This is a genomic window from Kitasatospora sp. NPDC004723 (assembly GCF_040609255.1).
Taxonomy (GTDB): Bacteria; Actinomycetota; Actinomycetes; order Streptomycetales; family Streptomycetaceae; genus Kitasatospora.
On sequence record NZ_JBEXJT010000008.1, the window covers coordinates 83,664 to 106,528 of the forward strand.

Below are 22,865 nucleotides of genomic sequence, written 5' to 3' on the forward strand. Positions count from 1 at the left end.
CCCACCCGCCCCGCGTGACAGCGTTCCGCGCATGGACACCACGCCGAAGGACATCGCGCCGATCGCAGGCCGTACCGGACCGACCCGCCGCCGTCTGCTGGGCGCCGCCCTCGCCTTGAACGTCATCGCGCCGCTGGGCCTCGCCCGCGCCGCCTCGGCCGCTCCCGCCTCGGCCGCTCCCGCCTCCTCCGGTGCCGTCCGCTCCGGCGGCACCGGCTCCCCCGCGCGGCTCACCCTGCCCGCTCCCACCGGCCCCTTCCCGGTGGGCATGGTGCCGCTGCACCTGCGCGACGAGTCCCGGCTCGACCCGAACGCCAGGCCCGGAAGGTTCCGCGAGCTGATGGCCACCGTCTGGTACCCGGCCCGGGTCGCGAACGCCGACGCGTACCCGCTCGCCCCCTGGATGACCGAGGGCGCCCTGAAAGCCTTCCTCGACGACACCGGCTTCCCGCTCCCTCCCGAGCTCGTCCCGCTCACCGCAGGCCACCAGGGCGCGCCCGTCCACCGGAGCGGCCGGCCGCTGCCCGTCGTCCTCTACTCGCACGGTGCGGGCGGCCACCGCGGCGACCACACCATCATGGTGCAGGAGTTGGCCAGCCACGGCTTCGCCGTCGTCACCGTCGACCACACCCACGACGGCATCACCGAGTTCCCGGACGGGACCGTCGTCACCCGGGACGGCGTCGCCCCCGGGCTGTACCCGAAGGACTACGCCGCCGATCTGCTCTTCCTGCTCGAACGTGTCGTCGACCTCGCCGGCGGACGCAATCCCGACGTCGACGTCCGTGCCCTGCCGGCCGGCCTGCTCGGCGGCCTGGACGCCCGGAACATCGGTGTCTCTGGCTGGTCGAAGGGCGGCACCGCCGCCGCCCTCGCCATGGTCGCCGACCGGCGCATCCGCGCCGGTCTCACCCTGGACGGCCGGATGGAGTCGAACCCCGCCATCACCACCGACATCGACCGACCGTTCATGATGATGACCGCCGTCTACGCCCGGGCCACCAGCCCGTACGTCGAGACCTTCTGGGGCCACCTGCGCGGCTGGCGCCTCGATGTCCAGGCCACCGGCGCCCTGCACGTCTCGTACGGCGACAACATGGCGCTGATCCCCCAGGCGGGCAGGCTGATCGGCATGACCGAGCAGCAGATCCAGTCCCAGGTCGGCACCCTCGACCCCGACCGCGGCGCCCTCATCCAACAGGCCTACCCGCGCGCCTTCTTCGACCTCCACCTGCGCAACCGGCACTGCGGCAACCTGCTCGACGGACCGTCGAAGTCCTTCCCTGAGGTCGTGTACCACCCGTAGGCCCGGTACGAGCGGCGGGCGGCCGTCCCGGGGAGAACCACCGCGACCGCGCCATGCCTAGCAGGCGACAGGCGTTTTCCGGCGCCGTTCATTTCTGCCGGCGGGGTCGACAATTCCTAGCACTGCTCCAACTCCCCCGACGTGACCGATTGGCCGCACGCGACGGTGCTCCGGCCCCGGGTTCGCCGTCGGGCACCAACCCGGCGGTTCCGGGGGCGGCGTCCGGGCGGGTGACGCGGGGCCGTGCCCGGAAATCCGCGCCGTGGGACGAAGACGCGGCAGCCGTCCGCCGGGCAGCCTGGTGCCACGCCCGGGCCACCCTGTCCCCGGCCCCGGGCGTCAGGCGGCCCGACCATCCGGCCGCCGCCCGGCCCCCGACCGCCCGACGAGCCCGTGGAGCGCGACACCATGACCCTTCCCCAGCCCGCCACCGGCCCGGGCGCCGCCGGCTCGCCCGCCACCGGCCCGGGCGCCGCCGCCCGCCGCGAACTCGTCCTGCGGGAGGCCGTCCGCCGCCGGCTGCTCGACCCGGAGGATGCGCTGCTCGCCGTCTTCGTCGACCTCGACGGCGTGGCCGCGAGCGTCGCCGAGTTGCACGCCGCCTTCCCGCCCGAGGCCGAGGCGCTGCACACCTTCGCGGCGAAGGCCAACTGCCTGGTCCCGCTGCTGGCCCGGCTGCGCGGGCTGGGCATGGGCTGCGAGGTGGCCAGTCCGGGCGAGTTCGCGCAGGCCCTGGCGGCCGGCTTCGACCCCGCGCGGATCGTCTTCGACTCGCCCGCCAAGACCCGCCGGGAGCTGGTCCGGGCGCTGGAGCTCGGCGCCGCCGTGAACGTCGACAACTGGCAGGAGCTCGACCGGGTCGACGACCTCCTGCGGGCCGGTGCCTCCGCCTCCCGGATCGGCGTGCGGGTCAATCCACAGATCGGCGGGGGCAGCATCGGGGCGATGAGCACCGCCACCCCCACCTCCAAGTTCGGCATCGCCCTGGCCGACGAGGGCAACGCCGAGCGGCTGGTGGAGGCGTTCCGCGCACGCCCCTGGCTCAGCTGGATCCATGTGCACGTCGGCTCGCAGGGCTGCCCGCTGGACCTGATGGCCGAGGGTGTCGCCCAGGCCGTCGCCTTCGCCGAGCGGGTCAACGCCGAGCTGGGTCGCCGCCAGGTGGAGGGCATCGACCTCGGCGGCGGACTGCCCGTCAACTTCGCCGACGACACCACCGCTCCCGGCTACGCCGACTACGTCGGGCGGCTGCGGGCGCACGCCCCGGCGCTGTTCGACGGCCGCTACCGGCTGGCGACCGAGTTCGGCCGCTCGCTGCTCGCCAAGAACGGCTTCACCGCCGCGTACGTCGAGTACACCAAGGAGTCCGGGGGCCGGCGGATCGCCGTCACCCACGCCGGCGCCCAGGTCGCCACCCGGACGGTGTTCATGCCGGACGCCTGGCCGCTGCGGATCACCGCGCACCACCCCTCGGGCGCCGCCAAGGACGGCGGCGACCCGGTGCCGCAGGACGTCGCCGGACCCTGCTGCTTCGCCGGCGACCTGCTCGCCAGGAACCGTCCGCTGCCGCCGCTGGAGCCGGGCGACCTGGTCGCGCTGCTCGACACCGGCGCGTACTACGCGACGACCCACTTCCAGTACAACAGCCTGCCCGAGCCGGCCGTGCACGGTTTCACGGTGGACGCCGGGGGAGCGGTGCACTTCGAGCCGCTGCGCCGGGCCCAGCCGATCGAGGAGCTGCTCCGGCCGGTCGACTGACCCGACTCCGGGTCACGATGCGGTGACGGACGGTCAGAACAGCAGGCGGGAAGGGGTTCGCGGGCGGCGTGGCGCGGGTATCACCCTGCCGCGACCGCCGGCCCCGGCCGCGGTCCGACAGCCTCGGCTCGTTCAAGGAGGCCTCGTCATGACCGCCCGCATCCCCGCCGAAGCCCGACCCCCCGCCGATCCACAGGCCCAGGACGTGCGCACCGTGCGCCGGCTGCGCCTCGGGGTCGGCCTCCTCGGCTTCCTCCTGCCGATCGTGCTGCCCGTCGGCAACAGCCTCACCTCCGCCCGGATCGCCCTGCTCGACTCGATGAGCGCCTCCTACTACACCCATATGCGCAACGTCTTCGTCGGCGGTCTGTGCGCCATCGGCGTCTTCCTCATCTGCTACCGCCACGACCGCCGCGAGGACCGGCTGAGTTCGGTGGCCGGGGTGCTGGCGATCGGGGTGGCGCTCTTCCCCACGGAGCCGCCGGCCTCCGTCACCGCGCACCCCAGCGGTGTCCAGACGGTCGTCGGCGTGCTCCATCTCGTCTTCGCCGCCGGGCTGTTCGGCGTGCTGGCGTACTTCTGCCTGCGGCTGTTCGCGGACTCGCCGGCCACCGGTGGCCGCCGCCCGGCGCGTGACCGGATCTACCTGGTCTGCGGCTGGGTGATCGTGGCGGGCATCGGGGCGGTCGCCGTGGCCGGGGTGCTCCACCTGGCCCGGGACTGGCCGCTGACCGTGCCCTACCTGGGCGAGGCGGTCTCGGTGTTCGCCTTCGGTGTCGCCTGGCTGGTGAAGGCGGAGGCCCTCACCGGCCTCGCGCCCCGTCCCGCCCCGGCCGCCGCCCCCGCCGGTCCCTGACGGCCACCCGGCCCGCCTGCCGGGCCCGGCCGCCCGACCCGACCCAGCGGCGTGCCCGACCCGACCCGGCGGCGCGCCCGGCCCGCCCCGGCCGCAAGCATCCCGCCGATGGCAGGATGCTTGCGGCCGGTGTCGGACCGGCCGGGGCGTGCCGCGGCGCCCATCGGCACCGCGGGGAAGTGGAGAGGGTCCGATGGGCCGCAGGAAGCACCAGGTGGCCGTGCTGGTCCTGGAGGGCGCGAAGCCGCTGGACGTGGGCATCCCCGCCCAGGTGTTCTCCAGCCGGCCGAGCATGCCCTACACGGTGCGGGTCTGTGGCCCGGCGCCCGGGCTGGTGGCCGGCGGTGACGGCCTCTCCTACCACGTGGCCGAGGGCCTGGAGGCGGTCGAGCACGCCGACACCGTCTTCGTGCCCGGGTACCGCGACCCGGCCACCACCGAACCCCCGGCCGCCGTCGTCGAGGCGCTGGTGGCCGCGCACGCCCGCGGTGCCCGGCTGGCCGCGATCTCCACCGGGGCGTTCGCACTGGCGGCCACCGGTCTGCTCGACGGCAAGCGGGCGACCACCCACTGGCACTACGCCAAGATCCTGGCGGAGCGCCATCCGCGGATCCGGGTCGACGAGAACGTGCTGTTCGTGGACGAGGGCGCGGTGCTCACCTCGGCCGGCGCGGCCTCCGGCATCGACCTCTGCCTGCACCTGGTGCGGCGCGACCACGGGGTGGGCCTGTCCAACCACGTGGCGCGGCGGCTGGTGGCCGCGCCCTACCGCAGCGGCGGCCAGGCCCAGTACGTGCCGCGCAGCGTGCCCGAGCCGCTGGGCGACCTCTTCGCCGACACCCGGGAGTGGGCCCTGGGGCACCTCGCCGAGTCGCTGACGCTGGAGGGGCTCGCCCGGCACGCCCGGGTCTCCGCGCGCACCTTCTCGCGGCGGTTCGTGGAGGACACCGGCTACACGCCCATGCAGTGGGTGCTGCGGGCCCGGGTGGACCTGGCGCGCGAGTTGCTGGAGCGCACCGACCTGGGGGTGGAGCAGATCGCCGACCGGGTCGGGCTCGGCACGGGGGCGAACCTGCGGCTGCACTTCCACCGCGTCCTCGGCACCTCGCCCACCGAGTACCGCCACACCTTCGCGGCCCGCTCGGACGGGTGAGCACGCGGGTCCGGACGTCCGCGCCGCGTTCGGTGCCCGATCGGGCAGAGAAGGACCGGTCCCGTCCCGCGGGGGCCCCGGATCGTCGATCGTTGACCTCAAAAGTGGTCTAGTCCATCGCGGTCGGACGGGCCGGTAGGAGTCGCCGTCCGGGACACAGTCACGATCTCGACTCCGCGCCGTCACACCGCATTTGACGATCAGACGGAGAAGCGCGCACCATGCAAAGAGTCTGCCTCGCCCTGCCCACCATGCGTCCCTGTCCCGGCACCATCGTGGACCTCGCCGAGGAGGCGGCCTACGCCGTCGCGAACTTCGGGGTCGAGGTGCACCTCCTCATCCTCGACACCACCGACGCCGCCGGGGTCGCGAAGAACGCGGCGGCCGTGGCCTCCCTGCCCCTCACCCCGGGCGTGTTCGTCCACCACCTCAGCGAGGCGCAGCAGCGGGAGTTCTTCCGCCGGGTGGCCGAGCGCTCCGGTGCCGCCGACCCCGAGCTGCTGCTCGACATGATGCTCCCGCCGGCCGTCGCGTACGGCTCCTGCGTCAACCGGATCTTCCTGGGCGCCGCCGCCCTGGGCTGCACCTCGGCGCACCTGCGCAACGACGACGCCGACTTCCAGGTCCTCGACGGCCGGAAGATCTTCCCGATCCACCACGAGCTGCTCTCGATCGGCCGCCCGGCGGGCGAGGCGGCGGCCGATGTGACCCGCTCCGAACTCGACCCGGCCGACGCGGACATGCCGGTACTGCTGGTCAGCGGCTCCTTCATGGGCGAACTCAACGTGGACATCGGCGAGATCCGCGAGCTGGACCCGGCCGTCTACCGCGACGTCGTGCGCCTGTGGACCCCGCCGGTGTGGCCGGACGAGGACCGCGACGCGATGGTGGACGTCTCGTTCAAGGGCACCGGCACCGAGCCGTTCACCGCCGACGAATCCGTCCTCGGCGCGCCCGACATCTGGAACGTCTTCATGTGCAACGTCGCCCTGGACCACCGGGCCTACGAGGTGCTGCCGCTGCTGCCCTCGATCAAGACCCTCGGCTGCGACTACGCCCTGCTGCACGCCCTGGTCCACGCCCGGATGCCCGCCGTCATCCACAACCGGCACATCGTCAACTACTACACGCCCGAGCGTCGCACGGGCGCCGGCTTCGTTCCCTACCAGATGGGGTTCGTGAAGCTGCTGCTCTCGATGCTGTACCTGTACCCGGTCTACGGCGGGATGATCGACCTCGGCCGCGGGCTGCTGGACGAGCGGCACGGGCTGAAGGTCGAGCCGATCCTCGACCTGGTCCGGGGCAGCATCGACTGGGACCGGGCCGGGAACGAGCACTGCCTGGACGTCCTGGACCGCTCCTACCGCAAGCTGGGCGGCAAGTACGCCGAGCTCGCGGACGTGGTCGCCGGGCAGCGCGAGCAGCTCCTGGACGAGGCGCAGGAGGACGCCCGGCGCTGGGCGGTGCTGATCGAGGCCTGGGCGCCGATGGTGGCCGCCTCCCGCGCGGAGGGGCTCGGCGCCGCTTCGGAGGTCCCGGCCCGGTGATCGAGGACCTCCGGATCCGGCGGCTGACCGACGAGGACTGGGACGCCGTGGTCGCGCTGGAGCACGACGCCTACGCGGCCGACGGCCTGTCGGAGGGCCGGGAGGCGCTGCAGTCCCGTGCCGTCGGCTCGCCGGAGACCTGCTTCGTGCTGGAGCAGGACGGCACGGTCCGCGGCTACCTGCTGAGCCTGCCGTACCCGCCGCTGCGCTGCCCGGACCTCGCCGGCCCGGAGAGCGCGGCGTTCGAGTCGAGCAACCTGCACGTGCACGACCTGGTGATCGCCGAGGACCTGCGCGGCCGGGAGGTCGCGCTGGAGTTCATGCGGTACTTCCGGGCGCGGGCGCAGGAGCTGGGCTTCGAACGGATCTCGATGGTCGCGGTGCGCGGGGCGGACATCCTGCTGCGCCTGCTCGGCTACCGCGCGCACCGCGAGGTGGCCGTCCCCGCCTCCTACGGGCGGCGTGCGGTCTACATGTCGATGCCGGTCTAGGACCTGCTGGTGGCGGCTGTACCCCGGGTGCAGCCGCCCGTGGCGGGATCCTTGCGCTCGATGGCAAGGTGTCTGGCGGGATCCTTGCGCACCATGTCGATCCGGCCCCTGTCCGGGCTGTTCCGATTTTCGGATGATTGAACCGTCATCAAACGGACGGACACCCGGACCACCCGGCACGACCCAGGGAGCCCTCATGACCCGCATCGCCATCAACGGCTTCGGCCGCATCGGCCGCAACACCCTGCGCGCCCTGGTGGAGCGCGGCAGCGAGCTGGAGGTGGTCGCGATCAACGACCTGACCTCCGTCGACTCGCTCGCCCACCTGCTCCGCTTCGACAGCTCGCTCGGCCGCTTCCGTCGCCCGGTCGCGGTCGAGGGGAGCGAGCTGGTCGTCGACGGCCGCCGGATCAAGGTGCTCGCCGAGCGCGACCCCGCCGACCTGCCGTGGGCCGAGCTCGGTGTGGACCTCGTGCTGGAGGCCACCGGCCGGTTCACCTCCGCCGAGGCCGCCCGCGCCCACCTCAAGGCCGGTGCCCGGAAGGTCCTGGTGAGCGCCCCGTCCGACGGCGCGGACGTCACCCTGGCCTACGGCGTGAACACCGACGAGTACGACCCGGCCGAGCACGTGATCGTCTCGAACGCCTCCTGCACCACCAACGCGCTGGCGCCGCTGGCCGCCGTGCTGGACGAACTGGCCGGCATCGAGCACGGCTTCATGACCACCGTGCACGCCTACACCCAGGAGCAGAACCTCCAGGACGGCCCGCACCGCGACCAGCGCCGCGCCCGCGCCGCCGGCGTCAACATCGTGCCGACCACCACCGGCGCCGCCAAGGCGATCGGCCTGGTGCTGCCGAACCTCGACGGCAAGCTCTCCGGTGACTCGATCCGGGTGCCGGTCCCGGTCGGCTCGATCGTCGAGCTGAACACCACGGTCGAGCGCGAGGTCACCCGCGACGAGGTGCTCGCCGCCTACCGCGCCGCCGCCGACGGCCGGCTGAAGGGCATCCTCGACTACGCCGACGAGCCGCTGGTCTCCAGCGACATCACCGGCGAGCCCGCCTCCTCGATCTTCGACGCCGCCCTCACCCGGGTCGACGGCAAGCACGTCAAGGTGGTCGCCTGGTACGACAACGAGTGGGGCTTCTCCAACCGCGTCATCGACACCCTGGAGCTGCTCGCCCGGGGCTGACCCGCTCCGGCCCGCTCCCGAGGACGCCGCCGGAACCGCTGCGGGAACGTGACACGTGTGTTGCGCCCCGTGGCGATCCTCCGGCGGCCCTTGAGCGGCCCCGACCGGTGTGTGACGGTGGACGGCACGCCCGTCCCGTCACCCGCCGGGCGGGCAGAGCCGAAGAAAGAGGACACCGGTGCCGACCCACGACCAGCCCTTGCGGAAACTGGGATTCCTGACCATCGGGCTGTTCGACCCGGCCGACCCGGCCCGCGGCCACGAGTCCACGCTGCAGCTCATCGAACTCGGCGAGCAACTGGGCTTCGACAGTGCCTGGGTGCGCCACCGTCACCTGCAGCACGGCATCTCCTCCCCGGTCGCCGTGCTCGCGGCGGCCACCCAGCGCACCCAGCGCATCCAGCTGGGCACGGCGGTCATCCCGGTCGGCTGGGAGAACCCGCTGCGACTGGCCGAGGACCTCGCCACCACCGACCTGCTCTCCGGCGGACGGCTCAACCCGGGCGTGAGCGTCGGCCGGCCCGGCCACTGGGAGCAGGTGGCCGGGGCGCTCTACCCGGACACCGCCGAGGCCGAGGACTTCGGCTACCGGCGGGTGAGCCGGCTGCTGGGCTTCCTGCGCGGCGAGCAGGCCACCGACTTCAGCGGGGTCGAGGGCATCGAGGTGTACTCGGACAAGGTCCAGCCGGTCTCGCCCGGCCTGGCGGACCGGCTCTGGTACGGCGGCGGGAGCCTGCGCTCCGCCCGCTGGGCCGGTGAGCAGGGGCTCGGCCTGCTCACCAGCAACGTGGTGCGGGCGGAGGAGTCGGAGGACTTCGCCGAGATCCAGCGCTCGCAGATCGTCGCCTTCCGCGCGCACCACCCGCTGGGCGCGCGGGCCCGGGTCTCGCAGGGCCTGGTGGTGATCCCCACCGACAGCGCCACCGCCGGTCAGCGGGCGCGCTACCAGGAGTACGCCCGCAGCCGCACCGCCCGCACCACGACCCCGCAGGGCCCGTCCCGGGTGATGTTCGCCCGCGACCTCGTCGGCAGCTCCGCCGAGATCGCCGAGCAGCTGTACGCCCACGCCGGGTTCCGGGAGGTGGACGAGGCGGTCTTCGCGCTGCCGTTCACCTTCGGCCACGAGGACTACGTGCAGATCCTCACCGACATCGCCACCGTCCTCGCCCCCGCCCTCGGCTGGAAGCCAGCCACCGGCGCCTGAGCCACCGCGCCCGGGCCACCGCGCCCGGGCCACCGTGTCCGGCCACCACGCCCGGGCCGGCGGGCGGTCAGAGGCGCTCGGGCACCGGGTTGCCGACGGCCTCGATCGCCCGCCGCACGGGCACCTTCAGCAGCACGGCGAAGCCGATCACGAAGAACACCAGCAGCGAGATGATCGCCGACCGGTAGCTGCCGGTGACCTGGTAGGCGAGGCCGAACACCAGCGGCCCCATCCAGCTGGTGCCGCGGTCGCTGACCTTGTAGAGGCTGAAGTACTCGGCCTCCTTGCCCGGCGGGATCAGGTGCGAGAACAGCGAGCGCGACAGCGCCTGGCTGCCGCCGAGCACCAGGCCGATCATGCAGGCCAGCGCGTAGAACCAGGCCGGCTGATGGGCCGGCATGAAGTAGCCGAGGGCGAGGGTGACCACCCAGCCGACCAGGGAGCCCAGGATGGTCCGCTTGGCGCCGTAGCGGTGGGCGATCCGGCCGAGCAGCAGCGCGCCGGCGATCGCCACGACCTGTACCAGCAGCACGGCGGTGACCAGTGAGGTCTGGTCCATGCCCAGTTCCTCGCTGCCGAACAGGGAGGCCTGCGAGACGACGGTCTGGATGCCGTCGTTGTAGCAGAGGAAGGCGGCCAGGTAGAGCAGGGTGAGCGGGTGGCGCCGCATGCCGCGCAGGGTCCGGCCGAGCTCCCGCAGGCTGCCGGCGGCGGGCTCGGCCCCGGGCTCGGCCCCGGGCTTGGCCTCGGCCCCGGTAGCGGCCCCGGTCCCGGCCTCGACGGCCTTCGGCGCGTGTCCGGGGAGCACCCCGGCCCGGGACGGCAGCCGGAGCATCGGCACGATGGTGAACAGCGCCCACCACAGGCCCGCCGAGGCCAGGCAGATCCGCACCGCGGTGCCCTCGGAGAGCCCGAAGGCCTCGTGCCCCTGGAACAGCGCCAGGTTGGCGATCAGCAGCAGCCCGCCGCCCGCGTACCCGTACGCCCAGCCCTTGGAGGACACCGCGTCGCGCTCGTCGGGCGAGGCCAGGCCCGGCAGGTAGGCGTAGGAGAGCGCGACCGACACCGCGTAGGCGAGGTTGGCGACGACCAGCAGCGCGCCGCCGAGCAGGTAGCGGTCGCCGTCGAGGAAGAACATGCCCATCGTGGCGGCGGCGCCGAGGTACGCGAAGCCGCCCATCAGCTCCTTGTGCCGCCCGGTGCGGTCGGCGACCGTCCCGGCCAGCAGCATGGCGCCGACCGACAGCAGCACGGAGAAGGAGACCGTGTAGGGGAAGAAGGAGCCGGCCCGGATCGCCAGGCCGAAGGGGTGCACATCGCCGTTGGCGTCGGCGGCCTCCTTGGCGACCGAGGTCAGGTACGGCCCGAGGAACACCGTCAGGACGGTGGCGGAGAAGGCCGCGTTGGCCCAGTCGTTGATGTACCAGCCGACCTGTATGCGGCGCAGTGCGCGGCCGTCGTCGGTGGCGGTCGCCGGGGGCTCCGGCCGGTGGGTCGTGGTGGTCATGGTGTTCCAATCCCCGTGCTGGAGCCGTCGCCGCCGGGGGTCCAGCGGCCGCGCTCGCGGAGGACGTCGCGCAGGACGTCGATGCGATCGGCCATGATGCCATCCACCCCCAGGTCGAGCAGAGAGCGGATGCGTGTGGCGTCGTCCACGGTCCAGACGTGAACCTGCAGGCCCAGGCGGTGCGCGGCGCGTACGAAGGCCCGGTCGACCACCCGCACGCCCCGGTGCCGCTCGGGCACCTGTGCGCAGACGCCGGCCCACGGCGCCCCGTCGCCGCGCAGCAGTGGCCCGGCCAGCGAGCGCAGCCGCAGCCGGGCGACCTCGCGCGGGCCGAGCGAGGTGGCCAGCCGGGGCCCGGCGGCGGCGCGGACGGCGGCGAGCCGGGCGTCGGAGAAGCCGCCGACGCAGACCCGGTCCCAGGCGGAGGTCCGGCGGACGGCCTCGACCAGCGGTCCGACGGCCGGCATCGCCTTGACGTCGATGTTGAAGCGGGCGTCGGGGAAGGCGTCGAGCAGGTCCTCCAGCAGCGGGACCGGTTCGGTGCCGCCGATCCGGGCCTGGCGGACGGTGTGCCAGGGCAGTTCGGCGACCGCCCCGGTGCGGTCGGTGACCCGGTCGAGCCGGTGGTCGTGGAAGGCCACCAGCACGCCGTCGGAGGTGGCGTGCACATCCGTCTCCAGGTACCGGTACCCGAGGGCGACGGCGGCCTCGAAGGCGGCGAGCGAGTTCTCCGGACGGCCGAGGTCGCCGCCCCGGTGGGCGAAGGCGAGCGGCCCCGGGTGGTCGAGGAAGGGATGCATGTGGTGCTCCGTGCGCTGTGCTGCCTGGTGCGTGACATTGTTACACCTACTGTCAAGCTGTAACGCCCGCCGGGGCCGCCGGGCCGCCTATCATGCCGGTGCGGCAGGGCCGGCCCGGCGCCTGCCGCGTCCGTCGCTCACGTACCGCCCGAGAGAGGAGCCCCTGAGTGGGTAGCACTGTCGAGACGCTGGAATTCCAGGCCGAGACGCGTCAGTTGCTCCGGTTGGTGATCCACTCGATCTACTCGAACAAGGACATCTTCCTGCGCGAGTTGATCTCCAACGCCTCCGACGCCCTGGACAAGCTGCGGCTGGAGTCACTGATCGATTCCGGCCTCGACGCCGACACCTCCGACCTCCACATCACCCTGGAGGTGGACCCGCAGGCCCGGACGCTGACCGTCCGCGACAACGGCATCGGCATGAGCCGCGACGACCTCGTGGAACTGATCGGCACGATCGCCAAGTCCGGCACGGCCGGCCTGCTGGAGAAAATCAAGGAGACCGACGACGCCGCCGCGGCGCAGAGCCTGATCGGCCAGTTCGGCGTCGGCTTCTACTCGGCGTTCATGGTCGCCGACCGGGTCACCCTGACCACCCGCCGTGCGGGCGGCGAGGCCGGCACCCGGTGGGAGTCCGACGGCGAGGGCACCTACGAGGTCCAGGCCGTCGACGGCCTGCCCGTGGGCACCTCGGTCACCCTGCACCTCAAGCCCGCCGACGGCGAGGACGGGCTGGCCGACTACCTGGCCGAGTGGAAGATCCGCCAGATCGTCAAGCAGTACTCCGACTTCATCCGCTGGCCGATCCGGATGGCGAGCGAGCACACCGACGCCGAGGGCGCCACCACCCGGCAGGTCGACACCCTCAACTCGATGAAGGCGCTCTGGGCCCGGCCGCGCAGTGAGGTCACCGAGGCCGAGTACACCGAGTTCTACCAGCAGATCAGCCACGACTGGCTCCCCCCGGCCGAGACCGTCCACATGCGCGCCGAGGGCACCTTCGAGTACGAGGCACTGCTGTTCATCCCCGCGCAGGCGCCGTTCGACCTGTTCTCCCGCGACGCCAAGCGCGGCGTGCAGCTGTACGTCAAGCGGGTGTTCATCATGGACGACTGCGAAGCGCTGATGCCCGACTACCTGCGCTTCGTCAAGGGCGTCGTGGACGCCCACGACCTGTCGCTGAACATCTCCCGCGAGATCCTCCAGCACGACCGGCAGATCCGCGGCGTGCGCCGGCGTCTGGTGAAGAAGGTGCTCGGCGCGCTGAAGGACGTCCAGGCCAAGGACGCCGAGCGCTACGCCAAGCTCTGGGAGCAGTTCGGCCGGGTGCTCAAGGAGGGCCTGATCGAGGACGCCGACAGCACCGAGGCCCTGCTGGAGCTGGTGTCGGCCACCTCGACCCACGACCCGGAGCGCTCCACCACCCTGCGCGAGTACGTCGGGCGGATGAAGGACGGCCAGGAGGCGATCTACTACCTGACCGGCGAGGACCGGGCCACGGTGGAGAACTCCCCGCACATGGAGGCCTTCGCCGCCAAGGGCTACGAGGTGCTGATCCTCACCGACCCGGTCGACGAGGTCTGGGTCGAGCGGGTGCCGGGCTTCGACGGCCACCGCCTGCAGTCCATCGCCAAGGGGCAGGTCGACCTCGACGAGCCGGCCGACGGCGACGAGCAGGCCGGGGCCGAGAAGGCCCGGCGCGAGCAGGAGTTCGCCGCCCTGCTGCCGTGGCTCACGGAGGCACTGTCCGGCCAGGTGAAGGAGGTCCGGCTCTCCTCGCGGCTGACCACCTCGGCGGCCTGTGTCGTCGGCGACGCCCAGGACATGACGCCGACCCTGGAGAAGATGTACCGCGCGATGGGGCAGGAACTGCCCCCGGTCAAGCGGATCCTGGAGCTCAACCCCACCCACCCGCTGATCGTCGCGCTGCGGACGGCGCACGAGGCGAACCCCGGGGACCCGGCCCTGGCGGAGGTCGCCGAACTGGTCCACGGCGGCGCGCTGCTCGCGGAGGGCGGCGACCTGCCCGACCCGGCGCGCTTCACCCGGCTGCTCACCGACCGGCTGGCCCGCGGCCTCTGACCGCACCCGTCCTCACCCCTTCGGCCCGTCCGACGACCAGGCCGCACCCCGCGGCCGGGTCGTCGGACGGGCCGTCATCCCTCCTGCGTCACCTCGTCAAAGGGGGGACGAAAAGAAGGCCCTGCCGGGCCGGGGCGGTCGGACGCCGATCGATCCGGACGGGGCGGTCCTCGACCCGGTGCCCGGAGGGCTCAAGGGCGGGCTTCCGGGCGGCTTCGGTGCAGCCCGGCCGGAGCGGTCTTCTTCCGCGCGCGGTAGGCCGCGGCCTTGATCCTGTTGCCGCAGGACCGGCCCCGGGGACGACCCGGACGGCTCCTTCAGGTTCTGCAACCGCCTGGCCGTCGACTTCGGTCTGTAGCGGCCGGCACGTCTCCGGTACCGCCCGCCGGTCCGCCCGCCGCCCGGGTGACCCGGCGGAGCGGCGCGGCCGGGTGCCCCGGGGGCCGGGGAGATGATCGCCGGGTTCACGGGTGCCCACGCCGCCGGAGGCGCACATGCGGATCCTGCTCGTCGCGAGCGCGTACAACAGCCTCACCCAGCGGGTCCACGCCGCGCTGCGGGACCTGCGCCACCCGGTGGAGGTCCACCTGGCCGGGGACGACGGGGCGCTGCGGGCGGTGGTGCGGCGCCACGCCCCGGACCTGGTGGTCGCGCCGATGCTCACGACGGCGCTGCCCCGCGACGTCTGGTCCGCCGTCACCTGCCTGATCGTGCACCCCGGCCCGCCCGGCGACCGGGGCCCGTCCGCCCTCGACTGGGCGATCCACGAGGGGGCCGCCGAGTGGGGCGTGACGGTGCTGCAGGCCGACGAGGTGATGGACGCCGGCCCGGTCTGGGCCTCGGAGCCCTGCCCGCTGCCGCCCGTCGCCAAGAGCGACCTGTACCGGGGCGAGGTGGCCGACGCCGCCGTCGAGGCGGTGCTGCGCGCCGTACGGCGGTTCGCCTCCGGCACCCACACCCCCCGCCCGCAGAGCGGCCCCGACTGGCGGGTGCCCGACCGCACCCGGCCCTACCTGCGCCAGGAGGTGCGGCGGATCGACTGGGCGCACGACACCACCGACACCGTGCTGCGCAAGCTCCGCGCCGCCGACTCCCGGCCCGGCGTGCTGGACGAACTGCTCGGCGCCGAGTGGTACCTGCACGGCGGCCACCCGGAGCGGGCGCTGCGCGGGCGCCCCGGCGAGCCGCTGGCCACCCGGGCCGGCGCGCTGTGCCGGGCGACCGCCGACGGCGCGGTGTGGATCCCCGAGCTGCGCCGGCGCCGCACCCCGGGCGGGCCCGCCACCTTCAAGCTGCCCGCCGTCACCGCCCTCGCCGCGGCCGGGCCCGGCCGGCCGGCCCTGCCCCGGCTGCCGGAGCTGCCCGCGCCGCTGATGCCCGCCGAGGACGACCCGGTCTGGTCCGACATCCGCTACACCGAGCGGGGACCGGTCGGCCTGCTGCGGTTCTCCTTCCCCGGCGGCGCGATGAGCACCGCGCACTGCCACCGCCTGCTCGACGCCTACCGCTTCGCACTCACCCGGCCGACCGCGGTGCTGGTGCTCGGCGGGGGCCGCGACTTCTTCTCCAACGGCATCCACCTGAACGTGATCGAGGCGGCCGCCGACCCCGCGGCCGAGTCCTGGGCCAACATCAACGCCATCGACGACCTGGTCGAGGCGGTCCTCACCACCACCGACCGCCTGGTGGTCGCCGCCCTCGGCGGGAACGCGGCGGCCGGCGGGGTGATGCTGGCACTGGCCGCCGACGAGGTGTGGTGCCGCCGGGGCGCTGTGCTCAACCCGCACTACCGGCTGATGGGCCTGCACGGCTCGGAGTACTGGACCTACACCCTGCCGCGCCGGGTGGGCGCGGCGCAGGCCCGCCGGCTCACCGAACGGGCGCAGCCGGTGAGCAGCGCCGCCGCCCTGCGGATCGGGCTGGTCGACCGCGTCCTCGCCTGCACCCCGCAGGAGTTCGGGCCCGAGGCCGCCCGCCTGGCGCGGCTGACCGCCGCCTCGCCGACCGTGCACGGCCGGATCGCCGCCAAGAAGGCCGCCCGCGAGGCCGACGAGCGCATGCGGCCGCTCGCCGACCACCGTACGGCGGAACTGGCCGTGATGCACCGCCAGTTCTTCGACCCCGAGGCGCCGTACCACGCGCTGCGCGCCGCCTTCGTGCGGAAACTGCCCGCTCCCGCCGCCACGGCGTGACCCGGACGGCCCACCCGGATTGCGGCCGTCCGGCTGCTCCGCCCGGCTGCGTGGACCGGCGGGCCGGGCCGGGGGCTGTTATGACGGTTGTGAGCCACTTCGTCCGGCTCCCAGTTCCGAGGAGGCATCCTCATGGGTGCTGCAGCAACGAGCGCCACCGACACCGGCGTGGTGCACATTCTCTGGATCAACGCGGGCCTCAGCTGCGACGGCGACTCGGTCGCGCTGACCGCCGCCATGCAGCCGAGCATCGAGGAGATCGTCACCGGCGCCCTGCCGGGTCTGCCGAAGGTCGCCGTGCACTGGCCACTGATCGACTTCGAGTGCGGCCCGGTGCAGGGCGCCGACAACTTCGTCGAGTGGTTCTTCAAGGCGGACCGCGGCGAGCTCGACCCGTTCGTCCTGGTCGTCGAGGGTTCCATCCCGAACGAGCAGATCAAGGAGGAGGGCTACTGGTGCGGTTTCGGCGACGATCCGGCCACCGGCCAGCCGATCACCACCAGTGAGTGGCTGGACCGGCTCGCCCCCAAGGCCACCGCCGTGGTCGCCATCGGCACCTGCGCCACCTACGGCGGCATCCACGCCATGGAGGGCAACCCGACCGGCGCCATGGGCGTGCCGGACTACCTCGGATGGGAGTGGAAGTCCAAGGCGGGCCTGCCGATCGTCTGCGTGCCCGGCTGTCCCATCCAGCCCGACAACTTCGCCGAGACCCTGACCTACCTGCTCTACCAGCTGGCCGGCTCCGCGCCGATGATCCCGCTGGACGACAAGCTGCGGCCCACCTGGCTGTTCGGCGCCACCGTGCACGAGGGCTGCGACCGCGGCGGCTACTACGAGCAGGGCCAGTTCGCCACCGAGTACGGCCGGCCGGAGTGCCTGGTGCGGCTCGGCTGCTGGGGGCCGGTCGTCAAGTGCAACGTCCCCAAGCGCGGCTGGATCAACGGCGTCGGCGGCTGCCCGAACGTCGGCGGCATCTGCATCGCCTGCACGATGCCCGGCTTCCCCGACAAGTTCATGCCGTTCATGGACCCGCCGCCCGGCTCGACGGTGTCCACCCGGGCCAGCCGGACCTACGGCTCGGTGATCCGCCGGTTGCGCGGGATCACCCTCGACACGCTCGACAAGGAACCCAGGTGGCGCCACAAGGGGCGCACCCTGACCACCGGCTACCGCCCGCCGCGGTGACCGGACGGGCCGCCGCGCCGTGTGCGCGGCGGCCCCGCCGTCCATCCCCTCCCGCCTCCAGAAGGGCACGACAGACACGATGACGACGACGAGCAGGGCGGCCGGGGACGGCAGCGGCCTGGTGGAGATGTCCTGGGACCCGATCACCCGGATCGTGGGCAGCCTGGGCATCCACACGAAGATCGACTTCAAGCAGAAGAGGGTCGCGGAGTGTTACAGCACCTCCTCGGTCTTCCGCGGCTACAGCGTCTTCATGCGGGGCAAGGACCCGCGCGACGCGCACTTCATCACCAGCCGGATCTGCGGCATCTGCGGCGACAACCACGCCACCTGTTCGGTCTACGCCCAGAACATGGCGTACGGCGTCAAGCCCCCGCACCTCGGTGAGTGGATCATCAACCTCGGCGAGGCCGCCGAGTACATGTTCGACCACAACATCTTCCAGGAGAACCTGGTCGGGGTCGACTACTGCGAGAAGATGGTCCGCGAGACCAACCCGGGCGTGCTGGAGCTCGCCGAGCGCACCGAGGCCCCGCACGCCGGAGACCACGGCTACCGCACCATCGCCGACATCATGCGCTCGCTCAACCCCATCGAGGGCGAGTTCTACCGCGAGGCGCTCCAGGTCAGCCGCTACACCCGGGAGATGTTCTGCCTGATGGAGGGCCGCCATGTGCACCCCTCCACGCTCTACCCGGGCGGCGTCGGCACGGTGGCCACCGTCCAGCTGTTCACCGACTACCTGACCCGGCTGATGCGCTACGTGGAGTTCATGAAGAAGGTCGTGCCGCTGCACGACGACCTCTTCGACTTCTTCTACGAGGCCCTGCCCGGCTACGAGGAGGTCGGCCGGCGGCGCGTCCTGCTCGGCTGCTGGGGCAGCCTCAACGACCCCGACCACTGCGACTTCACCTACCGCAACATGACCGACTGGGGCCGGCGGATGTTCGTCACCCCCGGCGTCGTGGTCGACGGCAAGCTGGTCACCAACGACCTCACCCGGATCAACCTCGGCATCCGCATCCTGCTCGGCAGCTCCTACTACCAGGACTGGCAGGGCGAGGAGCTCTTCGTCACCCACGACCCGCTCGGCAACCCGGTCGACCCCCGCCACCCCTGGAACCAGCACACCATCCCCGCCCCGCAGAAGCGCGACTTCGACGACAAGTACAGCTGGGTGATGTCCCCGCGCTGGTTCGACGGCACCGAGCACCTCGCCCTGGACACCGGCGGCGGCCCGATCGCCCGCCTGTGGTCCACCGCGCTCTCCGGGCTGGTCGACATCGGCTACGTCAAGGCCACCGGGCACAGCGTGAAGATCAACCTGCCGCGCTCGATGACCAAGCCGGAGACCACCTTCGAGTGGAAGATCCCGCAGTGGAGCAACGCCATCGAGCGCAACCGCGCCCGCACCTACTTCCAGGCCTACGCGGCCGCCTGCGCCCTGCACTTCGCGGAGAAGGCGTTGGACGAGGTCCGGGCCGGGCGCAGCCAGACCTGGGAGCGCTTCGAGGTGCCCGACGAGTCCATCGGCTGCGGCTTCACCGAGGCCGTGCGCGGCGTCCTGTCGCACCACCTGGTGATCCGCGACGGCAAGATCGCCAACTACCACCCGTACCCGCCCACCCCGTGGAACGCCAGCGTGCGCGACAGCTACGGCACGCCCGGGCCCTACGAGGACGCGGTGCAGAACACGCCGATCTTCGAGGAGAACCCGCCGGAGAACTTCAAGGGCATCGACATCATGCGGGCCGTCCGCAGCTTCGACCCCTGTCTGCCCTGCGGCGTGCACATGTACGTCGGCGGCGGCCGGACCGTGCAGCAGCTGCACGTGCCCACCGGCCTGAGCGGGCTCACCGCATGACGGCGGAACAGACCGGGCAACGCGTCCAGGAGGCCCTGGACCGGCTGGAGGGGCTCGACGGCGACGGCGCCGGCCGGCAGGCCGGCGAACAACTGGCGCGCGACCTCATGGACTTCTACCACGACGGCCTCGCCCGGATCGTCGCCGCACTGCCCGGGCCCGCCCTCGCCGCGCTGCTGGACGACCCGGCGGTCGCCGGACTGCTCGTCCTGCACGAACTGCACCCCGAGGACACCGGGGCCCGGATCGCCCGGGCGCTGGCCGCGCTGCCCGAACCCGTCGAGCTGGTCGGCTTCGACCCCGCCACCGGCACCGTCCGGCTGCGCCGCACCCGCGGCGGCTGCGGCTGCTCCGAGGAGGACGTCGAGGCCGTGCTCGCCTGCCACGCGCCCGAGGTGACCAGCACGGTGTTCGAACGCGCGCCGCAGCTCCTGCAGATCGGCACCCGCCCGGACACCCCGGCGGGGGCCGCCCGGTGAGCACCCGCCGACTCGCCCGCCCCGGCACCGCCCTGCTGCACCGGCTGCGCGAGCCCGCACCGCCGCAGGCCGAGCGCTGCGCCTTCTGCGGCCAGGGCGTCCCCCCGTCGCACCGGCACCTGGTGGACACCGAGGAACAGACCCTCACCTGCGTCTGCACCGCCTGCGGACTGCTGTTCCGCCGGCCCGGCGCGGCCGGCGGACGCTACCGGCACGTCCCCGACCGCCACCTCGCCGAGACCGGCCACCGGATCGACGAGCAGGCCTGGGCCTCCCTCGGCATCCCGGTCGGCACCGCCTTCCTGTTCCGCAACTCCCGCCAGGACCGGCTCGTCCTGCTCTACCCCGGCCCCGGCGGCGCCACCGAGAGCGAACCCGACGAGGCCGCCTGGCGGAGCGCCCTCGGCGGCAGCCGGCTCGCCGCCGCCCTGGAACCCGACGTGGAGGCGCTGCTGCTGCGCCGCACCGACACCGGGATCCACTGCCTGCTGGTGCCGATCGACACCTGCTACGAACTGGTCGGCCGGCTGCGGCGCTGCTGGAAGGGGTTCGACGGCGGGGCCGAGGCGAGGGCCGAGCTCGACACCTTCTTCGCCCGGCTCGCGGGCCGGGCCCGGCCGCTGGGAGAGGACGGACCCCGATGACCCCGCTCGCCTTCTCCTGCACCGCCGTCCGGGCCGCCGAGCACGCCGCCGGGCCGACCCTGCTCTTCCGGCTGCGGATCACCGCCCCGCCCGAGACCCGGGTGCACGCCCTGGCCCTCCGTTGCCAGCTGCGCATCGAACCCGCCCGGCGCGGCTACGACGAGGCGCAGGCCGGGCGGCTCACCGACCTGTTCGGCGAACGCGCGCGCTGGGGCACCACCCTCAACCCGGTCGAGTTCGCCCAGGTGCCGCTGATGGTCCCCGGTTTCACCGGCTGGACCGAACTCGACCTGCCCGTCCCCTGCAGCTACGACCAGGACGTCGCCGCCGCCCGCTACCTGCGGGCCCTGGGCGACGGCGAGGTCCCGCTGCTGCTGCTGTTCTCCGGCACCGCCTTCGCCGGACCCGGCGGATTCCAGGTCTCCCCGGTGCCCTGGGACCGGGAGGCCACCGTGCGGATGCCGGTTCGGGTGTGGCGCGAGGCGATCGACCGGCACTTCCCGGGCTGCGGCTGGCTGCGGCTGCCCGAGGACGTGATGGACGCGCTGCTCGCCTACCGCTCGCGCCGCGCCCTGCCGACCTGGGAGGCCACCGTGCGCGAACTGCTGGCCGGCGCCGAGGTCGGGGAGGCGGCCCGGTGACCGCCCCCGCCACCGCCTTCACCCCCGAGGTCGAGGCCAGGTTCGCCCAGGCCCGGCAGATCGCCGACGCCGTCCTGTTCGAGGGCTACGTGCTCTACCCCTACCGGGCCTCGGCGGCCAAGAACCGGCTGCGCTGGCAGTTCGGCGTCCTCGTCCCGCCGGGCTACGGAGCGGACCGCGGCGAGCACTTCCACCAGCGCACCGAATGCCTCATGGAACCGCGCCCCGGCGACCGGCTGGCCGTCGAACTGCGCTTCCTGCGGGCGCGGCGGCGCACCGTCGAGCGGGCCACCCGCGGCGGCTACGAGGAGGTCGAGGAGCTGGAGCTCGCCGACCGGGTCCTGGTGCCGTGGGACGAGGGGGTCGAGGACCGCGTCGAACTCGTCGTCGGGGTGGAGGAGTTGGCCGGCGAGGTGGTCCGGCCCTTCCACCTCCCGGCCGGCCGGGAGGTGGAACGGCTGCGCGCGGACGGCGCCACCGTCGGCCGGCTGCTGCGCCGCTGGGAGCGGACCGACGGCCTGCTGCGGCTGACCGCCCGGGACGTCCCCGGACCGTACGGGGTGCGACTGCTGACCGCCGTGGTGGAGAACACCACCGACTGGGCGCCGCGGCCCGAGGACGGGCGGGACGCGGCACTGGCACGCTCGCTGGTCTCGGCGCACCTGCTGCTGGGGCTCGACCACGGCTCCTTCCTGTCGCCGACCGACCCGCCCGAATGGGCCCGGGCGGCCGTGGCGTCGTGCCGCAACGAGCACACCTGGCCGGTGCTGGCCGGCCCGCCCGGCCGCGGCCGGGTGGTGCTCTCCTCGCCGATCATCCTGGAGGACCACCCGGCCATCGCCCCCGAGAGCCCCGGCGCCCTCTACGACGCCACCGAGATCGACGAGATCCTCGCGCTGCGCACCGCCGCCCTGACGGACCGCGAGAAGCGGGAGGCCCGGGGCACCGACGACCGGGCCGGCGCGGTGATCGACCTCGCCGACTCGATGCCGCCCGAGGTGCTGGAGCGGCTGCACGGCGCCGTGCGCGGCCTGCGCGCGATCACCGGCAACGCTCCCGACCGGCCCTGGTGGGACCCGGGCGACGACCCCGAGGTGGACCCGGACCGGGACAAGGTGCTGGTCGACGGCCGCGAGGTCGGCGCCGGCAGCCGCGTCCTGCTGCGGCCCGGACGGCGGCGCACCGACGCCCAGGACCTCTTCCTGGACGGCCGGACCGCCCTGGTGGAGGCCGTGCTGCACGACGTCGACGGCTCGGTGCACCTGGCGGTCACCCTGGAGGACGACCCCGGCGCCGACCTGTGGCGGGCCCAGGGCCGCTTCCGCTACTTCCAGCCCGACGAGATCACCCCGCTGGAGGCGCCGTGACGGAGGGAAAGGCGGAGGGAGAGGCGACAGGGGGAAAGGTGCTGGTCGCCGGGGTCGGCAACATCTTCCTCGGCGACGACGGCTTCGGCGTGGAGACCGTGCGGCGGCTGCGCGAGCACCCGCTGCCGCCCGACGTCGAACTGCTCGACGTCGGCGTGCGCGGGGTCCACCTGGCCTACCAGCTCCTGGACGGCTATCGGATGCTGGTGCTCGTCGACGCCACCGCCCGCGGCGGCGAGCCGGGCACGGTCTACCTCATCGAGGCGGACGCCGGACCGGTGGAGGCGCCCGTGCTGGACGGGCACCGGATGGGCCCGGACGCCGTGCTCGCGCTGCTCGGCACGCTGGCCGCCGGGACGGGCGGCTCCCCGCCCGCCCGGGTCCTCGTGGTGGGGTGCGAGCCGCGGTCGCTGGAGGAGGGGATCGGACTGAGCGCACCGGTGGCCGCCGCCGTCGAGGAGGCGGTCCGGCTGGTCCTGCGGACCGTCGGTGCCCGGGAACTGGCCAAGAGAGAGGTTTCACCGTCATGAGGAAGCTGCTGTGCCTGGCCGTACTGGCCGCCGTCGTGGCGCTGGTCGTGCAGAACCTG

The 22,865-nt window shown here is 73.4% G+C and carries 19 protein-coding genes; 17 read left to right on the plus strand and 2 right to left on the minus strand.

Annotated features, from left to right (window positions below; all coding sequences use genetic code 11):
- Window positions 1-31 precede the first annotated feature (31 nt).
- The 8 genes from ABZW10_RS12190 to ABZW10_RS12225 all read left to right on the plus strand — a co-directional run bounded on the left by ABZW10_RS12190 (window position 32) and on the right by ABZW10_RS12225 (window position 9,510).
- On the plus strand, window positions 32-1,306 hold the full coding sequence (locus ABZW10_RS12190) for an acetylhydrolase (protein ID WP_355363133.1): 1,275 nt from the start codon (window positions 32-34) through the stop codon (window positions 1,304-1,306).
- Between the two features lie 408 nt (window positions 1,307-1,714).
- On the plus strand, window positions 1,715-3,064 hold the full coding sequence (locus ABZW10_RS12195) for a diaminopimelate decarboxylase (RefSeq protein ID WP_355363135.1): 1,350 nt from the start codon (window positions 1,715-1,717) through the stop codon (window positions 3,062-3,064).
- Between the two features lie 148 nt (window positions 3,065-3,212).
- Complete coding sequence (locus tag ABZW10_RS12200; RefSeq protein WP_355363137.1) at window positions 3,213-3,920, plus strand: DUF998 domain-containing protein; 708 nt, start codon at window positions 3,213-3,215, stop codon at window positions 3,918-3,920.
- Between the two features lie 193 nt (window positions 3,921-4,113).
- Window positions 4,114-5,073, plus strand: coding sequence for a helix-turn-helix domain-containing protein (locus ABZW10_RS12205; protein ID WP_355363139.1), 960 nt, complete (start codon window positions 4,114-4,116; stop codon window positions 5,071-5,073).
- A 221-nt stretch (window positions 5,074-5,294) separates the two neighbouring features.
- Window positions 5,295-6,620: a DUF6271 family protein gene (locus ABZW10_RS12210; protein ID WP_355363141.1), complete on the plus strand. Its 1,326-nt coding sequence runs from the start codon at window positions 5,295-5,297 to the stop codon at window positions 6,618-6,620.
- On the plus strand, window positions 6,617-7,111 hold the full coding sequence (locus ABZW10_RS12215) for a GNAT family N-acetyltransferase (RefSeq protein WP_355363143.1): 495 nt from the start codon (window positions 6,617-6,619) through the stop codon (window positions 7,109-7,111). The genes ABZW10_RS12210 and ABZW10_RS12215 overlap by 4 nt, the downstream gene beginning before the upstream one ends.
- A gap of 196 nt (window positions 7,112-7,307) precedes the next feature.
- Window positions 7,308-8,306: a type I glyceraldehyde-3-phosphate dehydrogenase gene (gene gap, locus ABZW10_RS12220; protein ID WP_355363145.1), complete on the plus strand. Its 999-nt coding sequence runs from the start codon at window positions 7,308-7,310 to the stop codon at window positions 8,304-8,306.
- A gap of 178 nt (window positions 8,307-8,484) precedes the next feature.
- Window positions 8,485-9,510, plus strand: a complete 1,026-nt coding sequence (locus ABZW10_RS12225) for an LLM class flavin-dependent oxidoreductase (protein WP_355363147.1) — start codon at window positions 8,485-8,487, stop codon at window positions 9,508-9,510.
- 67 nt (window positions 9,511-9,577) lie between these two features.
- On the opposite strand, the gene ABZW10_RS12230 is transcribed toward ABZW10_RS12225, so the two are convergent.
- Together ABZW10_RS12230 and ABZW10_RS12235 are read right to left on the minus strand one after the other, a co-directional pair.
- Complete coding sequence (locus tag ABZW10_RS12230; RefSeq protein WP_355363149.1) at window positions 9,578-11,017, minus strand: MFS transporter; 1,440 nt, start codon at window positions 11,015-11,017, stop codon at window positions 9,578-9,580.
- Window positions 11,014-11,817 carry a glycerophosphodiester phosphodiesterase gene (locus ABZW10_RS12235; protein WP_355363151.1) on the minus strand — a complete coding sequence of 268 codons (804 nt, stop codon included), beginning with the start codon at window positions 11,815-11,817 and terminating at the stop codon, window positions 11,014-11,016. The genes ABZW10_RS12230 and ABZW10_RS12235 overlap by 4 nt, the downstream gene beginning before the upstream one ends.
- A 167-nt stretch (window positions 11,818-11,984) precedes the next feature.
- Between ABZW10_RS12235 and htpG the strand changes: the two genes are divergently transcribed.
- From htpG to ABZW10_RS12280, 9 genes are all read left to right on the plus strand, one after another.
- Window positions 11,985-13,901, plus strand: a complete 1,917-nt coding sequence (htpG, locus tag ABZW10_RS12240) for a molecular chaperone HtpG (RefSeq protein WP_355363153.1) — start codon at window positions 11,985-11,987, stop codon at window positions 13,899-13,901.
- A 494-nt stretch (window positions 13,902-14,395) separates the two neighbouring features.
- Entirely contained in the window at window positions 14,396-16,093 is a 1,698-nt protein-coding gene (locus tag ABZW10_RS12245; RefSeq protein ID WP_355363155.1) for a hydrogenase maturation protein, read from the plus strand.
- Window positions 16,094-16,225: 132 nt separating this feature from the next.
- On the plus strand, window positions 16,226-17,281 hold the full coding sequence (locus tag ABZW10_RS12250; RefSeq protein ID WP_355363157.1) for a hydrogenase expression protein HypE: 1,056 nt from the start codon (window positions 16,226-16,228) through the stop codon (window positions 17,279-17,281).
- A 79-nt stretch (window positions 17,282-17,360) separates the two neighbouring features.
- Window positions 17,361-19,145: a nickel-dependent hydrogenase large subunit gene (locus tag ABZW10_RS12255; protein WP_355363159.1), complete on the plus strand. Its 1,785-nt coding sequence runs from the start codon at window positions 17,361-17,363 to the stop codon at window positions 19,143-19,145.
- Window positions 19,142-19,624, plus strand: coding sequence for a thioredoxin (locus ABZW10_RS12260; RefSeq protein ID WP_355363161.1), 483 nt, complete (start codon window positions 19,142-19,144; stop codon window positions 19,622-19,624). The genes ABZW10_RS12255 and ABZW10_RS12260 overlap by 4 nt, the downstream gene beginning before the upstream one ends.
- Window positions 19,621-20,268, plus strand: coding sequence for a DUF5947 family protein (locus ABZW10_RS12265; RefSeq protein ID WP_355363163.1), 648 nt, complete (start codon window positions 19,621-19,623; stop codon window positions 20,266-20,268). The genes ABZW10_RS12260 and ABZW10_RS12265 overlap by 4 nt, the downstream gene beginning before the upstream one ends.
- Window positions 20,265-20,909: a DUF6084 family protein gene (locus tag ABZW10_RS12270; RefSeq protein WP_355363165.1), complete on the plus strand. Its 645-nt coding sequence runs from the start codon at window positions 20,265-20,267 to the stop codon at window positions 20,907-20,909. The genes ABZW10_RS12265 and ABZW10_RS12270 overlap by 4 nt, the downstream gene beginning before the upstream one ends.
- On the plus strand, window positions 20,906-22,276 hold the full coding sequence (locus ABZW10_RS12275; RefSeq protein WP_355363167.1) for a hypothetical protein: 1,371 nt from the start codon (window positions 20,906-20,908) through the stop codon (window positions 22,274-22,276). The genes ABZW10_RS12270 and ABZW10_RS12275 overlap by 4 nt, the downstream gene beginning before the upstream one ends.
- Window positions 22,273-22,806, plus strand: a complete 534-nt coding sequence (locus ABZW10_RS12280) for a hydrogenase maturation protease (RefSeq protein WP_355363169.1) — start codon at window positions 22,273-22,275, stop codon at window positions 22,804-22,806. Before ABZW10_RS12275 ends, ABZW10_RS12280 begins: the two co-directional genes overlap by 4 nt.
- The last annotated feature ends 59 nt before the right edge of the window (window positions 22,807-22,865 follow it).

Coding starts and splice junctions, on each gene's coding strand:
- ABZW10_RS12190 (WP_355363133.1), top strand. CDS start 32: ATGGACACCACGCCGAAGGACATCGCGCCGATCGCAGGCCGTACCGGA.
- ABZW10_RS12195 (WP_355363135.1), top strand. CDS start 1,715: ATGACCCTTCCCCAGCCCGCCACCGGCCCGGGCGCCGCCGGCTCGCCC.
- ABZW10_RS12200 (WP_355363137.1), top strand. CDS start 3,213: ATGACCGCCCGCATCCCCGCCGAAGCCCGACCCCCCGCCGATCCACAG.
- ABZW10_RS12205 (WP_355363139.1), top strand. CDS start 4,114: ATGGGCCGCAGGAAGCACCAGGTGGCCGTGCTGGTCCTGGAGGGCGCG.
- ABZW10_RS12210 (WP_355363141.1), top strand. CDS start 5,295: ATGCAAAGAGTCTGCCTCGCCCTGCCCACCATGCGTCCCTGTCCCGGC.
- gap (WP_355363145.1), top strand. CDS start 7,308: ATGACCCGCATCGCCATCAACGGCTTCGGCCGCATCGGCCGCAACACC.
- ABZW10_RS12230 (WP_355363149.1), bottom strand. CDS start 11,017: ATGACCACCACGACCCACCGGCCGGAGCCCCCGGCGACCGCCACCGAC.
- ABZW10_RS12235 (WP_355363151.1), bottom strand. CDS start 11,817: ATGCATCCCTTCCTCGACCACCCGGGGCCGCTCGCCTTCGCCCACCGG.
- ABZW10_RS12245 (WP_355363155.1), top strand. CDS start 14,396: ATGCGGATCCTGCTCGTCGCGAGCGCGTACAACAGCCTCACCCAGCGG.
- ABZW10_RS12250 (WP_355363157.1), top strand. CDS start 16,226: ATGGGTGCTGCAGCAACGAGCGCCACCGACACCGGCGTGGTGCACATT.
- ABZW10_RS12255 (WP_355363159.1), top strand. CDS start 17,361: ATGACGACGACGAGCAGGGCGGCCGGGGACGGCAGCGGCCTGGTGGAG.
- ABZW10_RS12260 (WP_355363161.1), top strand. CDS start 19,142: ATGACGGCGGAACAGACCGGGCAACGCGTCCAGGAGGCCCTGGACCGG.
- ABZW10_RS12270 (WP_355363165.1), top strand. CDS start 20,265: ATGACCCCGCTCGCCTTCTCCTGCACCGCCGTCCGGGCCGCCGAGCAC.